The organism is Amycolatopsis sp. NPDC051071 (assembly GCF_040682875.1).
In the GTDB taxonomy this organism is placed as follows: Bacteria; Actinomycetota; Actinomycetes; order Mycobacteriales; family Pseudonocardiaceae; genus Amycolatopsis.
Window position 1 is genome coordinate 1 of record NZ_JBFBBY010000169.1, and the last position, 15038, is coordinate 15038.

Sequence of the window (15038 nt, forward strand, 5' to 3'; positions counted from 1 at the left end):
GTGATTTGGGTCGTTAGAACGACCCAAATCACTCACGACCTCCAGGAGTTCAGCGCGCCCCACTCCCGATCCGCCAGGCCGACAGGCCGATCCCGCTCGAACCGATCCCACTCGGCTTGAGCGAGAACACCGGCGGCTCGGGAGTGCGGCCGCGTTCCAGCTCGTGCGCCATATACCGCACGCATTTCCGGTGCCATTCCAGGATTCCGGACATCCAGTACTTCAGGTTGTCCGCGTACCGGGTCAGCACCGCGCGGAGCTCGTCGTCGAGCCCGAGGTCGTCGCACATCCGCGGCAGGTCCTCGTCCGCGAGCTGTTCGAACTGTTCCATCCGCGCGTTCATCAGCCGGGCGGTAATGTCCCTGGCCGGTAGCCGATCCACGGCCAGGAACTGCTCGACGACGTAGACGAGGTTGTGCACTTCGCCCTCGTATTCGATCTCCTTCTGGTACGAGAACAGGTCATTGGTGAACGCCGCGTAGTCCTGCGCCGCGGTGTCGAGTTCGTACAGCACCCGGTTGTGGTAGATCTCCGGCGGCACGACGTCGCCGAGCTGGAGCCTCGAGAGGCTCTTCGTCAGGTCGGAACCGAACGTCCGCCGCCGCATCTCCACGTAGTCGACCGGATCGGGGATCCGGTTCTGCGCCTGGTTCGCCACTTCCCAGACCCAGCTCGCGGTCATGCTTTCGACAGCCCTCCGAAAATCCGCCCGCGCCTGCGGTGCCAGCGGTCCGGCCGTGCGGTTCCACAGATCCACGAGGCCGCGTTCGACCGGGTTCGTCGGCTCCGGCACGGGTTCGCCGTCGAGCGGCATGAACAGCGAAAGCCGGTCGCTGCAGAATTTCGCCGCGACGGCGTCCCGCTTCAGGCCGAAGATCAGCGGGAAGTAGTCGTCGCCGTAGGTGCCCCACGCGAGCCAGTCCGACGACAGTTTGAGCTGGTCGAGGTCCGAGTCCGCGTGGATCATCGCCGCGCAGTGCGGGAGGTCGAAGCCACGGAACCGGCGCTCGTCCCACACTCCACCGTGCTCGACGCCGGGGAGCGAGTCGAACATGCCCATCTCCCTGGCCCAGCCGGGGGCGTACTCGCGGGCGGCGGCGAGATGCGGGCTGGTGCGGATCGGGTACGGCATGCGGAATTCGGGCAGCGGCAGCTGGCCGACCGGGGCGAACGGCGCGGGCGACCGCTGCCGGGTCCGCTGGACCAGCCCCAGCCGGTTCGGCGAGAGCCGCAGCGACTCCGTGCCGAGTCCCGTCGGGCCGTCCAGCAGGCCGCCGTTCGCACCGGAGACCGTGCCTTCGTTCATGTACCGGCTCGACTTCGCGTGCCATTCGTGGCCGCCGGACTGCCAGTCCTGCAATCCCTTGACGTACAGACCGATCCCGATCTGCTCGGACAGCGGGACGTCGTGTTCGACCAGCAGCGCGGGCACCTCGACGAGCGCGGTGTTCTCGAACTGCTGCAGCCGCGAGGTCAGCAGGTCGTTGGTGAGTTCGGCGGCCTCCTGCGTCGAGCAGTCGAGGAACTTCTCGAAGACGAGGACGGCGTTGGAGTTCTCGCCCTCTTCGCGCACTTCGCGCTGGTAGGAAAAGAGGTCGTTACGCAGGTGGACGGCGTCGGCGAAGGTGTCGCGAAGGACTTCCATCGGCCTGGTCGCGGCGACTTTGTCCGGCACTTCGGCGCCAACGGCGTACTCGATCAGGTTGGCCGACCACGGCGCCCCGCCGACGCGACGGCGCATCTGGATGTACTCGATGGGGTTCGCGATCCGGCCCCGGTCGATGTTGTCCAGTTCCCAGAGCGATTCGACCATGAGGTTGTGCGTACTGGTGACGAAACGCCGCCGCCACTCTTCCGACATCGACGGAATGGTGCGGGCCCAAAGGTCCTTGAGCCCGGCTTCGGCGGGATTCTCCGGCTCCGGCGGCGTCTCCCCGGGTCCGGTCATGAACAATTCCAGCCGGTCGAGATAAGCCTTCGCCCCTTCCGTATTCCGGGTGTACTTGAATTGCGCGAGGAAATCGTCGTCGAAGAAGAACACCCAGACGTACCAGTCCGTGACCAGATCGAGGGACGGCCCGTCACAGTCCGGATGGGTATGCGCGCAGAGCAACGCGTAATCCATCTTCGCCAGTGCCTGCTCGGTCCAGACGACGCCGCCGGACGGGGCGGGCGAATCGAGCATGCCTCTTTCCCTCGCCCAGGCCATGCTGTGTGTCCGCGCCGCCTCCAGATGCTGGTTGATCCGCGCCGGATGCGGTACGTAGAACTCGGGCAAGGTGAAAGCCTGCATCTGCGGTTCGCCTTCCGGACGGACGTCGAGGACAGTTCGACATTTCCAGCAGCCGACCTCCCCCGGCAACGGCCACCCGAGCGATTCCGTGTACCAAGGAGTGAACCGTTTCAGTCAGCGCCAAAGGGACGCGGAATCGATATACGGTTCGAGAAGTCCCGTCAATATCGTGTCGCCGTTTCCGTTCAGTTCGTCTTCGGCGATCCGCCGCGCGACACCGACCAGGAAATCGGCGACCTGCACCCGAGGATCGGTCCGCGAGTCCACGAACTTCAGCCCGGCAAGACCCGGGCTCGACTCGATTTCGGCGAGCCGTTCTCCCTTGAGCGACGGCTGTTCGTCGTGGACGAGGAAGACCGGCTCGCCGTCCTCGCTCCAGTACTCGACGGCGCGGAGAACCGCGGGCACCAGGGGATCGAGCACCTTCGCGCCACGCAACTTCGCCGCCTTTGCCCGCAACTCTTCGGTGTCGCCCACCATCGTGAAGAACGATCCGGCCGCCGGATCCCGCCGGTTCCTGGTCCGCAGCACGTCGTTGAACGCCGCCAAAAGCTCGTCGCCGGGCAGGGCTTCGCCGCCGACGAGTTCGCGGAGTTCGTTCGCCAGTAGCAGTCTCTTGTCCACGAGGTACACGTGGGCGCGGCCGCGGACCGGGCCCAGCGGGCCGAGGAACCATTCGAGGACCCGCCGGTGCTTGGTGCGGAGCAGGTGGTTGGCCTTGTACTCGACCGCCGGCGACCGGATCCGGCGACGCAGTTCCACCAGGCATCCGGCGGCCTCTTCGATACTCAGCCGGACCCCCGCGTGCGCGAACACGTCGGTCTGCCCGCCGATCAGCTTCTCGCCCTCGGACCCGGACTCGTCGCAGGCGATCTCCAGGGGCACGAAGCGGATACTGCCCGATCGGACGGGCGTCGTCGACCTACTTACGCGGGTTCCGGCAGCGGTTCGCCGGTTTCGAGCAGCGTCTTGAGGCTGGACAGGATCGACGGCCAGCCACCGTTGATCATCTCCAGCGCCGTGCTGCCCGGCTCGAACCCGTCGTGCACGACGGTCAGCTTCACCGTGTCGCCGGTGGGCTGGAGATCGAACGTCACCTTCGACCGCGGCTCGGCCGCGAGCTTCGCCGCCACGTCGTCGTCGAGCCCCACGGACTTGGCGAACTCGGGTGTGAAGGTGTGCCACGTGTAGGAGAGCCGCCGGTACGGGTCGGATTCCAGCACCACCTGCTCGGCGTCCTCCAGCCGCACGCCGAGCTGATCCCAGGCCATCGTGGACCCGGGCTTCCAGTCGGAAGTGAACTCGCAGCCCCAGTACTGCTTGGTGAAGACCGGGTCGGTCAGCGCCCGCCAAAGCCGCTCCGGCGTCGTCTTGATGTAGCTGGTGTAGACGAATTCGGTGGTACCCATGGGTTCCTGCTCCAATGCCTTCTTCAGATCGGCGAGCGCGTCGACCCGGCCCTGGTGGTACCGGTCGATCCAGCGCTCGGCGATCGCGTTGATCGGCTCCGCGTTCACGTAATGCAACTTCTCGCGGCCACGCCACACCGTGGTCACGAGATTGGCCGCCTCCAGCACGGCCAAATGCTTGCTGACCGACTGCCGCGCCATGTCGAGCCCGGCGCACAGTTCGCGCAGGGTCTGCCCGTTGCGGGCGTTCAGGTCGTCGAGCAACCTGCGGCGACTGGGGTCGGCCAGCGCCTTGAACACCTCGTCCATGTCGCCTTTCTGATATGCAGCCGTTCAGCTGCCTTTGACATTAGGCAGCCGATCGGCTGCATGTCAACGCCGGCCACGAAAGGTGACAAATGATCATGTTTGCGTCACCGTCCGAGACCTGCCATAATCGAACACGTGTTCTACTCCATCCCCAGACCTCGCTCAGCCGTGGCTGAAGCACGAGTGCGGCTCGAAACACCTACGCTGAACCCCATGAGTGATCGGTGGGACGACGCGGAACGCGCCGCGCTGGTCGCGCTGTTGCGCACCCGCCCCTCCGGCCTCTCCTGGCGGGACCTCGCACACGAGGTCGAGCAGCGGGAAAGCGCGCTTCGAGTCTGGGAAGAACACCATCCCCCTGGCTTGTTCGACGAAACCACCCAAAGCTCAGTGCTGGACGAAGCCCAGCGTGACGTCCGCTCGTGGCATGAACTGGGCTTTCTCACGTTCATGGACGAGCTTTACCCACCCCAGCTCCGGGAGATTCACGACTTCCCACCCGTCCTCTTCCATCAAGGCACGCTGCCGACGGAGGAAACCGGGATCGCCGTGGTCGGTTCTCGGCGGGCGTCGGATCTGGGACTGCAGATCGCCCGAGCCGTCGCCACCGGTCTGGCCGATCGGGGTATCGCGGTGATCTCCGGCCTGGCCAAGGGTATCGACACGGCGGCGCACACAGCCGCCCTGGACGCAGGTGGCCGGACAGCGGCGGTGATCGGCACCAGAATCACCCGCCACTATCCCGCGGAAAATCGGGAACTGCAGGAGCGCATCGCGGCCGAAGGAGTCGTGATCTCACAATTCTGGCCGGATGCCGCGCCGACGAAACAGTCCTTCCCCATGCGAAACGCCGTAATGTCGGGATACAGCCGCGCGACGATCGTCATCGAAGCGGGAGAGCACAGCGGTGCCCGGATTCAAGCGCGTCAAGCCGTCGCACACGGACGGCCGGTCATCCTCACGGATCTCGTCGTCCACAACAACACGTGGCCCGCAGACCTGATCGATCAGCCCGGCGTCCACGTCGCGAGCAGCACGGCCGAGGTCATCGCGGCCGCCGAGCAGGTCGTCTCCGGCCCCGCCGAGATCACCCTCATCGGATGACCTGAGTCGCCATTGAGCTTCACGTACTTGACCTTGACACTGTGACAAGGTCTTCACTGGGTGCAGGAGGTGGTCCCCGTGAACTCACCACACACGTATTCGCAGAACACCCGCCTGCTCGACGCCTTGAGCGCCGAAGACTCGTCGGTGCGGCTCCAGGTGGCCCTGGCGGCCGGTACGCACCCCGACCCTGGCTTCCTCGAGACGCTCATGGAGCGGAGCGCGATCGAGCCGGACTTCTTCGTGCGGGACATGCTCGTCTGGGCGTTGACCCGCCTCTCGCCGGAGATCACGGTGCCAAGACTTCGTGCGGAGCTCGGTTCCGAGCGCGCTCAGGCCCGAAGCCAGGCGTTGCACACGCTGTCCAAGATCGGGGACGGGAGTGTGTGGCCCGCGATCACGCGGTCGTTGCTGCACGACGCCGACGACGAGGTCGCGCGAAGCGCATGGCGTGCCGCCGTCATTCTCGTGCCCGACGGCGGACGGGAAGAGCTGGCCGCGGAACTGGCCGCACAGCTCGGTCGCGGCGACCGGAAGGTGCAACTGAGTCTCAGCCGGGCACTCGTCGCGCTCGGAGACGTGATCGAGTCCGCCCTGCTGCCAGGACTGGCGAGCGACAACCCGGAGGTGCAGGCGCATGCCCGCGCCACCGAGCTGCTCCTGCGCGACCCGGATGCCGCTTTCGACTCGGCCATCGACGACGCGAAACGGCTCCACGCGCTCGGCCCGGACCGGGCATAGGCGGCGGCGTGCTGATCGGTGAGGTGGCCGACCGCTCGGGGGTGAGTGCCCGGATGCTCAGGCACTATGACTCACTCGGGCTGGTGCGTCCGACAGGCCGCACCGTGGGTGGCTACCGCGAGTACTCCGCCGAGGATATTCGCCGGATCTTCCACGTGGAAAGCCTGCGGTCACTGGGATTGTCACTACGACAGATCGGACGTGCGCTGGAGGATCCCGCCTTCACGCCGTCCGAGCTGGTCGGCGACCTCATCCGGCGGACCGAGGATCGGCTGGAGCGGGAGCAGGAGCTACTCGAGCGGCTTCGTGCGGTCGATGCCTCGGCGCCCTCCGGATGGCAGGGCGTCCTGCGCATCGTCGAGCTCCTGCACGGGCTCACCTCGCCCAGTGCCGCGCGCCGTCAGCAGACCATCCTGGCCCCGGCCGAGGACACGCCGGTTCCCGCCGAGCTGCTGGCCGAGGCGATTCTCGCCGAATCCGATCCGAACGTCGCCGGAGCCCTGCGGTGGGCTCTCGCGCGGGCGGGCGGTGACGGTGTGGCGAGCGTGGCGTCCGGTGTGTACTCGGACGACGTCGACATCCGGCGGCGCGCGGTACTGACGATCGCCGAGATGTCCGGTGACGAGGCGGACGCGGCGCTCGCGGACGCGCTCGAAGACCCGGACACGACGGTGCGCGGGCATGCCGCTCTGACGTTGGGTACGCGTGGCGTGGCCGCGGCCGTGCCGGTACTCGTCGGCATGGTGGTCGAGGGCACGAAGGATGTCGAGGCGGCCGAGGTCCTGGGAACCCTGTCACTGGACCCCGGGTGCGCGGGCCGGATCATGAGTGCGCTTGTCGACGAGCTCGCCGCGCACACCGCGGACTCCGGGGTGCGGATACGCCTGGTCCAGGCACTCGCCGAACTGCCGCCGACCATCGCGCGAGATGTCCTGCGACGCTTGGCCGACGACGATGACCGGGCCGTCGCCCTCGTCGCCTCGGCCCTCGCCGGAGTGCTCGAAGAGCGGTCCGACGGCTGAGCCACCGACCACTCAGACGATCAGGGCCAGGCGACCGTACACATTGTCACGTTCCTGGCGGCTCCTTCGTCCGACCGGTGACACGTCCACCGAAGGAGTCCCCATGCCAGCCCCTTTGCGCGTCGCGATCGCCGTGCAGACCCTCGCCGTCTTCCTCACCCCGATCACGGCCGGTCTCCTGCTGACCATCCCGAGCGGCCAGGCACTGCACAGCGCCACGGCCTACACCCTGTTCATCGTGGCGATGCTGCACGTGGTCACCGCGATCCTCGTATGGCGGCCGGGCGGCGGCTCCCCCAAGCCGATCCTGCCCGCGGCCGTGTTCCTCGGGCTCACGCTGGCACAGGTGTTTCTCGGGATCGCGCACGTGACGGCGGTCCACGTTCCACTCGGCGTCCTGCTGTTCGGCTTCAGCCTCCTGCAGCTCAGCCGAATTCGCCCGGTCCGGGAAGCGGCTGAGACAGCGGCGGCCTGAGCCCCTCAGCCTCTGTAGTCGGAGAAGATCCCGGCGAGAACGCGACGTGCGTTCGTTGCTTCCTCGTCGTCACGGCCCAGGCTCTGCGCGCAAGCGACGAGCGTCTTCCACAGGGCCCACCCGCGTCCGCGCACCCATGTCGCCTCGTCGACGGACAGGCGTTCGCGGAACGCCTGTCTGCCGTCGTCGGTCAGCAGTGTCCAGGCGATGGCCAGGTCGCAGGACGGGTCGCCGACACCGCAGGTTCCGAAGTCGATGACTGCCGCCAGCTCCCCGCCGTCGAGCAGGAGGTTCCCCGGTGCGATGTCGCCGTGGAACCAGAGGTCCACTCCGTCCCAAGGAGTGTCCAATGTGGTCTTCCAGATTTCGCGGGCCAAGCCGACGTCGATGTGGCCGTCCAATGCCGCGAGTGCGCGCTGGGCCTGTGCGTCATAGTTGCGCAGGGTCGCGCCCCGGAACCAGTTGTGTTTACCCGGCTGGGGACCGCCGTAGGCATCCACGCTCTGCAGGGCCGCCACGAACCCGGCCAGGTCGAGGGCGAAGCGGACCGGATCGGAAATTCGGTCCGCGCTCGCAGGTTCGCCATGGAGCCAAGAGTAGATCGACCACGAGAAGGGGTAATCCGCGCCGGGATGCCCCTTGGCCAGTGGGGCAGGGATGGGTAGCGGCAGGCGGGGAGCGAGCGCCGGAAGCCACCGCTGTTCCTTGTCCACCGCCAGTGCGTACTCGGAGGCACTCGGCAGACGCGCCACCATCGCGTCGCCGAGGTGGAAGGTGATGTTGTCCCAGCCGCTCTTGGCCACAGGCCGAACCGGGAGACCCGCCCACTGCGGAAACTGGTCGCCGATCAACCGGCGCACCTGCTCCGCGTCGACGGTGAGGCGCTGGGGTTGGGGCCCGAGATCCGGCGTGTTGCTCAAGGCGGCGTCCTTGCCTGATAGGGAAAGTCGAACGATAAACCCCCATCACCGAACGCGAACTTTCCGTGCTCGGCCTCATGGCCGAAGGACTGTCCAATCAGGCCATCGGCCAGCGGCTCTTCCTCGGCGAAAGCGCGATCGGCAAGTACACCACTCGGCTACGCGCACGGGGGAGCTGTCCGCGTCCATGAAGCATTTGGGACGTTGAGTGTCCCAGATCCTTCATGGACAAGATCGAGACCAGACGGCGTGAGCCCGCACTTCACGTACGCAGCGAGTTCGACAGACCGCAGGCCATCTAGAGTTGACGAATGCTGGTCGACACGCTTCTCGCCGGCGTGCTCGTCGTTCTGATGGTGACCGGAATCGATCCGGCCGCGCCGTTGCTCGCTACGGTGCTGGCGGCCTTGTCCGCGGCACCTATCGCGGTGCGCCGCAGCGCCCCGATGGCCGCACTGGTGATGTCCGGTCTCGCCCATTCCGGGTCGGCGCTGCTCGGTCACGGTGACTCGAAGACCTCGGGGATCGGTGTGCTCGTCGGTGTGTTCAGCGTCGCCATGTACCGGCCGCGGCGGGTCGCGGCGGCCGGTTGGCTGATCGGTGTCGCGGTGCTCGCCGTCGACTACGTCGTCGTGTCCGACACTGTGCCGTGGTCCGAAGTCGGCCTGGTGATGCTGCAACTGACAGCCGCTTGGGCGCTGGGCGAGAGCACCCGCAACTGGGCCCGCAGGGCCGAGCAGGCGCGGCAGGCGGTGGTCGATGAGCGTAGACGGATCGCCCGCGAGTTGCACGATGTCGTGGCACATCACATGTCCGTCGTCTCGTTGCAGGCGGGTGTGGCCGAGTACGTGTTCGACTCCGACCGGGACACGGCCAGGCAGGCGCTGACCGACATCGGCGGAGCGGCCCGTGAGGCGCTTGGGGAGATGCGGCGGCTGCTCGACGTGCTGCGCACCGATGACCAGGACACCGACTACGCGCCACAACCGGGTTTGGCCGATCTCGACGCGCTGGTCGCCCGTGTCCGTGACGCCGGTCTCGCACTCGAGTACGAGATCACCGGGGTCGCGAGCCCGTTGCCCGCCGGGCCGGACCTGTGCGCGTACCGGGTCGCGCAGGAATCGCTGACCAATGTGCTCAAACACGCGGGCCGGTCGAACGCCCGGCTGACCCTGGACTACGGGAAGACGATGCTGACGCTGAACGTGACCGACGATGGATCCGGCTCATCCGGCCACCGATCGACCGGTGAACCCGGGCGGCGGGGAATCATCGGCATGCGGGAACGCGCCGAACTCTACGACGGCGTACTCACGGCCGGGCCTCGGCCGGAGGGTGGGTTCTCGGTGACGGTCCGGTTGCCGCTGTGACCATCCGCGTACTGGTCGCCGACGACCAGCCGCTCATCAGAGCCGGGCTGGTGTCGCTGTGCGACGCCGCGCCGGGCTTGATGATCGTGGGCGCCGCGGTCGACGGCGATCAGGCGATCGCGCTCGCCGCGAGCACCGCGCCCGACGTGATCCTGATGGACATCCGGATGCCCGAAGTGGACGGGATCGTCGCCACTCGGCGGATCTTGGCCGATTCTCCGGATCCGGCACCGAAGGTGCTCGTGCTGACCACTTTCGACCTCGACGAGTATGTCTACGCCGCACTGGCCGCGGGTGCGGCCGGGTTCCTGCTCAAGGACACCCCGCCCGATCGGATCATCGGCGCGATCCAGACCATCGCGACCGGTGACATCCTGCTCGCGCCACAGATCACCCGTCGGCTGATCGAAGCCTACGCGCGGCATCACCGCCCGCGTGCCACCGAGCGCCCCGAGCTGACCGCGCTCACCGCACGGGAGACCGAGGTACTGCGGCTGATCGGTACCGGGTCGAGCAACGCCGAAATCGCGGATGGCCTCCTTCTCAGCGAAGCGACCGTGAAAACCCACGTCAAGAGGATCATGGGCAAGCTGCGGTTGTCCAGCCGCGCCCAAGCGGTGGTAGCCGCCTACGAAAGCGGCCTGGTGGTGCCCGGCAAGCCTCCCGGTCGCTGACCCAAATCCTGGGGACGCGACCACACGTCATCTGCCGGGATGAGCCGTCTCAGGGTTTCCCCTTACCCCGCCGGGAGTGGGCTGTTCAGACCTCGTGGCGACGCGGTCGGCGCCTTCGCGCTGCCAGTCTTTGTGGTGGTAGAGCCACCCGATCACTGGAGGTTTCCTTGCGCTCGAACATTGTGGGGCGGGTCGTCGCCACCACCGTCGCGGTGACGAGCATCGCCGTCGGCGTCCCGGCGGTGGCCACGGCCGGGGATCTGCCCGGGTTCGCCGGCAGGCAGCAGATCGAGAGGGCCTTGGGTCAGCTCGTCGCGGACGGCTCCCCACCAGGCGGACAGGTCGTGGTGACCGAACACGGCAGGAGCCGGGAAGTGGCCCGCGGCTCCGGTGATCTCCGCACCGGGAAGCCCTTCCCACGTGAGTCGCGAATCCGGATCGGCAGCAACACCAAGACGTTCGTGGCCGCGGTGGTACTCCAGCTGGTCGCGGAGGGGAAGGTCAATCTCGACGCTCCGATCGAGCGATACCTGCCCGGCGTCGTCCGTGGCGAGGGCAACGACGGCACTCGGATCTCCGTCCGGCAGCTCCTGCAACACACCAGCGGCCTGCCCGACTACGTGCGGGTGACCGACATCTACGCCAACCGGTGGAAGTCCGTCGAGGCCGGGAAGCTGATCAAGGCGGCGATGACGCTCAAGCCCGACTTCGCGCCAGGTACCGGGTGGACGTACTCGAACACGAACTACATCCTGGCGGGCCTGCTCGTCGAGAAGGTCACCGGCAAGCCGGTCAGCACCGAGATCACCCGGCGGATCATCACGCCGTTGCGGCTGGAGAACACCTACTACCCGCGCCCTGGCGACACCGGGATCAAGGGACCACACCCGCGCGGCTACGAAACGACCGAGACGGGCGCGCTCATCGACTACACCGAGCAGAACCCCTCCTGGGGAGGCGCCGCGGGCGCGATGATCAGCACCGGCGAGGACCTCAACCGGTTCTTCACCGCGCTGCTGGCAGGCCGCGTGGTCCCGCCGGCGCAGCTGGCCGAGATGAAACGCACCGTGGCGTCGGCCGAGCAGCCCGGCGGATACGGCCTCGGGCTCATCCGCAACCTCACCTCCTGCGGCAAGGATCTGTGGGGCCACGGCGGCAGCATCCCCGGATTCCGCACGCGCGGCGGCGTCACCACCGACGGACGCGCGGTCAACGTCACCGTCAACCAGATCGTGCCAGAGCAGAACGGGTCGGCCGACGTCCTCAAAGTCGCCGACGTCGCCATCTGCGGAACGCACCCTTGATCAAGACCCTTGAATTCACTGTCACACCAAAGCTCGAAGGAGAACATCATGAGCACCATCCGAATCGGACGTCGAGTCCTGATGGCGACCGCCGCACTCACCGCGGCGGCGGCACTCGCCCCAATCGCCGCACACGCGGCACCGGAGAACAGCCGGCAGAACACGGTCAACGCACTGGAGCGCGTCTCCCACCCGCTGCGCTCGACCGAACCGGGGCGCCACAACGCCGACCTGCGCGCGCTCGGTGAGATGGTCGCCGACGCCAAGATCGTCGGACTCGGTGAGGCGACCCACGGCTCCCACGAGTTCTTCGCCATGAAAGAACGCGTTTTCCGATACCTGGTGGAAGAAAAAGGGTTCACCGGTTTCGCGCTGGAGCAAGGCTGGCCGGAGGGCCTCGCCATCAACGAATACCTTCTGACGGGCAAGGGTGACATCCGCGCGCTCACCAAGACCGCCATGGCGAACTCCCCGTGGGAACGCGAGGAATTCCTGCACCTGTTCGAATGGATGCGCTCCTACAACCGCGAGCACCCCGGACGTCCCGTCCATTTCGTCGGTGACGACGTCGGCGTCCGTCTGCCGGACGGCTTCTTCGCCAAGGTCACCGACCACGTCAAGCGGAAGCAGCCACAGCTGCTGGCTCAGGTCAACGAGCTGTACACCGGCCTGCGTCCCCTCGATGACGATGCCGCCTACCTGAACAAGCCGGTCGCCGAGCGCAGGCACTTGGCGGACAAAGCAGAAAAAGCGCTGAAGACGCTCAGTGAAGTCAAGAACATGGACTCACTCGTCCTGCAGTACGCCCGTTCGATCGCCCAGACCGCACGCTACTACGCGGTCGACACGACCGACCCGGCCGCGATCCCGGCCATGCAACTCGGCCGCGATCGTGCCATGGCCGACAACGTGGCCTGGTGGCAACGACTCACCGGCGGCAAGGTGCTGGTGTCCGCCCACAACGGCCACGTCGCCAAGGTAACCCCCTCGACCGCGATGTATCCCAAGGTACAAGGCGACTTCCTCCGCGAGATGTACGGCAAGCACTACGTCTCCATCGGAATGAGCTTCAACGAAGGCTCGTTCTTGTCGAGGAACAACGGCGGCCCGTGGCAGAAGTTCAAGGTCGGCGCTCCGGAAAAGAATTCCAACGAGGCCACCCTGGACAAGGTCCGCTACGACGACTTCTACTTCGACGCCCGCACCGCACCGGCATCCGCTCGCGCCTGGCTCGACGGCACCCGCCCGACCCGGTCCATCGGCGTCGTGTGGCCGATGGACCCTTTCCAGGTCTCGCTCGGCCGCTCCTACGACATCGTCGTCCACCTCCACGACGTCACCGAAGCGAAATTCCTGCGCTGAGCAGGCCATAGCGGCCCTGCTTTGGCAGGGCCGCTATGCCAGGGCCTGATTCCTGGAATACGCGCGAATCCCAAATTCACGCATCGAACCAGAAGCAGGAGCCACCAGGAGCTTCGCTGTGTGACGACGGTTGTCCCCGTTACGGCGCCGGCTGGACGGTCTTCTTGAGGCGTTTGCCAAGGAGGACGAACAGCAGGATCAGTCCGACCGTGAGCAGGATGTGGCCGAGCCCGGCGGTCAAGGAGACGGCCATGGGCACGGAGAGGCCGAGAACCGTCTGGGTGCCGTGGACGAACATCATGGCGGCCGAGACGGCGATACCCGCGTTGTAGAACCAGAAGAAAAGGGTGAACAGTCTGTTCCCGGAAAGCTGGAACAGCTTGTCGAGCGCCAAGACGATGAGGAAGCCCAGCATGCCGAGCGCGAGCAGGTGCGTGTGGATGAGCGCGAGCTGGGTTCGCCCGTCGAACTCGTTGAGCTTGGTGAACTCCCGGTAGTACAAGCCGGAAACCACTCCGAGGATCATGTAAATGTGTGCCGCGTAAAAGGATTTGCGCATTGCTTTGCTCTTTCCGGGAAAGGGTGACGGGAATTCACTGAAGTGCGAGGGACGGCGGCTCCGCGGCAGCCGGGCGGGCGCGGGTTTCACGGAGGGTCAGGACGCCGGTGAGCGCGACCAGGGCGGCGGTCGCTCCGTGAATGCCGAACGCGGCGGCCGACGATCCGTCGTGGGCCAGCACGGTGATCATGTCGCCGAGCGGTGTGCAGGCGATGACCAGAAGGAGCCAGCCCAGCGCGCGTCGCTGACCGGTGAGCACCATCGCGGCGATCGCCATACCGGACACCAGGTCCCGGATGCCCTTCAGGACAAGGAAACCGTCGCCGTCCCCTGGCGGCCAGCGCGGCAGGCCGAAGCCGGGCGCCGTGGACTCCGGGACGAGCACGTAGGAGAGCCCGACGTAGGCGATGAACAAGGCCCCCACCGTGGCCAAGACGGTGTTGACATTCTTGAGGGTCATGGTCGCCACTCCTCTTCAAAACGTTACGTAACGTTATGCCGACGCAGAACGTAACAGAACGTTTTGTAGTTGGGTAGAGTGATTGCGGTGAGCACACAACCCACCGGCCGGACCGCACGCTCCCGGGACGAGATCCTGCAGGCCGCCGTCGACCTTTGTGCCGAGCGCGGCTATGCCGCGGTGACCATGGAGGCGGTCGCCACGCGGGCGAAGGTGGGCAAACCGACGGTCTACCGCTGGTGGCCGTCGAAGGGAGCGCTGTTCCTGGACGCCTTGATGGACCGGCTCGGTGAGCGGTTCTTCCTCTATCCCGACACCGGTGACATCGACACCGACCTGCGCACCTGGCTGCGCACCCTCGCCGAGGTCTTCGCCGATGAACGGCACGGCCAGATCATTTCCGGCGTGATCGGCTCGGCCCAGCTCGACACGGAACTCGCCGCCATGATCCAGGGCAAGGTCCACACCGCGCTGGCCGCGATCAACCGGGCCCGGCTCGCCAAGGCGCAGGAAGCCGGGCAGCTGGCCGCCGGCGACCCGGCCCTCTACGACGACATGCTCGTCGCCCCGCTCTGGTACCGGCTGCTCGTGACCGGCGAACCGATCACCAGCGACTACGCCGACACCATCGTGAACACCCTGACCTCCCCGGCTCCAGGGCGAGCCCCCGCGGCCGAGGAACGATAAGCGGGGTCAGTCCGCGTTCAGCAAGGCGGGCAGGGCGATCGCCGCTTCCAGCAACGCCCACCGGTACGGCGACGGGCGCGAACCCCGGACGGCTTTGGGTCCTATGCACTGGCCATGATCCTGGACGGTGCCGTGCCGGAGGCCTTCGACGAGTACGACCGCCACCGAGCACTATCCACAGAGGACACTTGTTGGCCGCAGGATGTCCGATTCACGCCCGCATGCGCAATTCTCGATGGGGGTCGTGAGTGATAAGGGTCGTTAGAGCGAGCCCGTTCTTAAGCACTTACGCGTCGCCTGTGGCGTTGCTCGCGTGAAGTACATGAAGGCCCCCTTCCTTGCGCTAGGC

The 15038-nt window shown here is 66.7% G+C and carries 17 protein-coding genes; 10 read left to right on the forward strand and 7 right to left on the reverse strand.

From position 1 onward, the window contains the following. Positions 1–49: 49 nt before the first annotated feature. From AB0M65_RS34350 to AB0M65_RS34360, 3 genes are all read right to left on the reverse strand, one after another. Positions 50–2293, reverse strand: coding sequence for a germacradienol/geosmin synthase (locus AB0M65_RS34350; protein ID WP_364037345.1), 2244 nt, complete (start codon positions 2291–2293; stop codon positions 50–52). Between the two features lie 114 nt (positions 2294–2407). Next, positions 2408–3178, reverse strand: a complete 771-nt coding sequence (locus AB0M65_RS34355; protein ID WP_364037348.1) for a DUF3800 domain-containing protein — start codon at positions 3176–3178, stop codon at positions 2408–2410. A gap of 41 nt (positions 3179–3219) precedes the next feature. Then, positions 3220–4011, reverse strand: coding sequence for a metalloregulator ArsR/SmtB family transcription factor (locus AB0M65_RS34360; RefSeq protein ID WP_364037351.1), 792 nt, complete (start codon positions 4009–4011; stop codon positions 3220–3222). 213 nt (positions 4012–4224) lie between these two features. Between AB0M65_RS34360 and AB0M65_RS34365 the strand changes: the two genes are divergently transcribed. The 4 genes from AB0M65_RS34365 to AB0M65_RS34380 all read left to right on the forward strand — a co-directional run bounded on the left by AB0M65_RS34365 (position 4225) and on the right by AB0M65_RS34380 (position 7353). Next, positions 4225–5115: a DNA-processing protein DprA gene (locus AB0M65_RS34365; RefSeq protein WP_364037354.1), complete on the forward strand. Its 891-nt coding sequence runs from the start codon at positions 4225–4227 to the stop codon at positions 5113–5115. Positions 5116–5184: 69 nt separating this feature from the next. Next, positions 5185–5856, forward strand: a complete 672-nt coding sequence (locus AB0M65_RS34370) for a HEAT repeat domain-containing protein (RefSeq protein ID WP_364037357.1) — start codon at positions 5185–5187, stop codon at positions 5854–5856. 8 nt (positions 5857–5864) lie between these two features. Continuing rightward, positions 5865–6878 (forward strand): MerR family transcriptional regulator, encoded by a 1014-nt coding sequence (locus tag AB0M65_RS34375; RefSeq protein ID WP_364037360.1) that lies wholly within the window; start codon positions 5865–5867, stop codon positions 6876–6878. A 103-nt stretch (positions 6879–6981) separates the two neighbouring features. Next, positions 6982–7353 (forward strand): hypothetical protein, encoded by a 372-nt coding sequence (locus AB0M65_RS34380; protein WP_364037363.1) that lies wholly within the window; start codon positions 6982–6984, stop codon positions 7351–7353. 5 nt (positions 7354–7358) lie between these two features. Here AB0M65_RS34380 and AB0M65_RS34385 read toward each other — a convergent pair whose 3' ends face one another. Then, positions 7359–8273, reverse strand: coding sequence for an aminoglycoside phosphotransferase family protein (locus AB0M65_RS34385; protein WP_364037366.1), 915 nt, complete (start codon positions 8271–8273; stop codon positions 7359–7361). Positions 8274–8317: 44 nt separating this feature from the next. Between AB0M65_RS34385 and AB0M65_RS34390 the strand changes: the two genes are divergently transcribed. The 5 genes from AB0M65_RS34390 (at position 8318) to AB0M65_RS34410 (ending at position 12983) form a co-directional block, all read left to right on the forward strand. Next, positions 8318–8464: a LuxR C-terminal-related transcriptional regulator gene (locus AB0M65_RS34390; RefSeq protein ID WP_364037393.1), complete on the forward strand. Its 147-nt coding sequence runs from the start codon at positions 8318–8320 to the stop codon at positions 8462–8464. Positions 8465–8584: 120 nt separating this feature from the next. Continuing rightward, complete coding sequence (locus AB0M65_RS34395) at positions 8585–9643, forward strand: sensor histidine kinase (RefSeq protein WP_364037369.1); 1059 nt, start codon at positions 8585–8587, stop codon at positions 9641–9643. Beyond that, positions 9640–10317: a response regulator transcription factor gene (locus AB0M65_RS34400; RefSeq protein ID WP_364037372.1), complete on the forward strand. Its 678-nt coding sequence runs from the start codon at positions 9640–9642 to the stop codon at positions 10315–10317. The genes AB0M65_RS34395 and AB0M65_RS34400 overlap by 4 nt, the downstream gene beginning before the upstream one ends. A 167-nt stretch (positions 10318–10484) precedes the next feature. Continuing rightward, entirely contained in the window at positions 10485–11621 is a 1137-nt protein-coding gene (locus tag AB0M65_RS34405; protein WP_364037375.1) for a serine hydrolase domain-containing protein, read from the forward strand. Positions 11622–11669: 48 nt separating this feature from the next. Beyond that, a complete protein-coding gene (locus AB0M65_RS34410; protein ID WP_364037378.1) occupies positions 11670–12983 on the forward strand; it encodes an erythromycin esterase family protein in 1314 nt (437 codons plus the stop codon). Positions 12984–13122: 139 nt separating this feature from the next. Here AB0M65_RS34410 and AB0M65_RS34415 read toward each other — a convergent pair whose 3' ends face one another. Both AB0M65_RS34415 and AB0M65_RS34420 read right to left on the reverse strand, forming a co-directional pair. Continuing rightward, positions 13123–13542, reverse strand: a complete 420-nt coding sequence (locus AB0M65_RS34415; RefSeq protein ID WP_364037381.1) for a DUF2871 domain-containing protein — start codon at positions 13540–13542, stop codon at positions 13123–13125. Positions 13543–13576: 34 nt separating this feature from the next. Beyond that, positions 13577–14002 carry a DUF4267 domain-containing protein gene (locus AB0M65_RS34420; RefSeq protein WP_364037384.1) on the reverse strand — a complete coding sequence of 142 codons (426 nt, stop codon included), beginning with the start codon at positions 14000–14002 and terminating at the stop codon, positions 13577–13579. 87 nt (positions 14003–14089) lie between these two features. Between AB0M65_RS34420 and AB0M65_RS34425 the strand changes: the two genes are divergently transcribed. Then, entirely contained in the window at positions 14090–14689 is a 600-nt protein-coding gene (locus AB0M65_RS34425; RefSeq protein ID WP_364037387.1) for a TetR/AcrR family transcriptional regulator, read from the forward strand. Between the two features lie 6 nt (positions 14690–14695). Here the strand turns inward: AB0M65_RS34425 and AB0M65_RS34430 are convergent, their stop codons facing one another. Further along, on the reverse strand, positions 14696–14854 hold the full coding sequence (locus AB0M65_RS34430) for a hypothetical protein (protein WP_364037390.1): 159 nt from the start codon (positions 14852–14854) through the stop codon (positions 14696–14698). Positions 14855–15038: the final 184 nt, after the last annotated feature.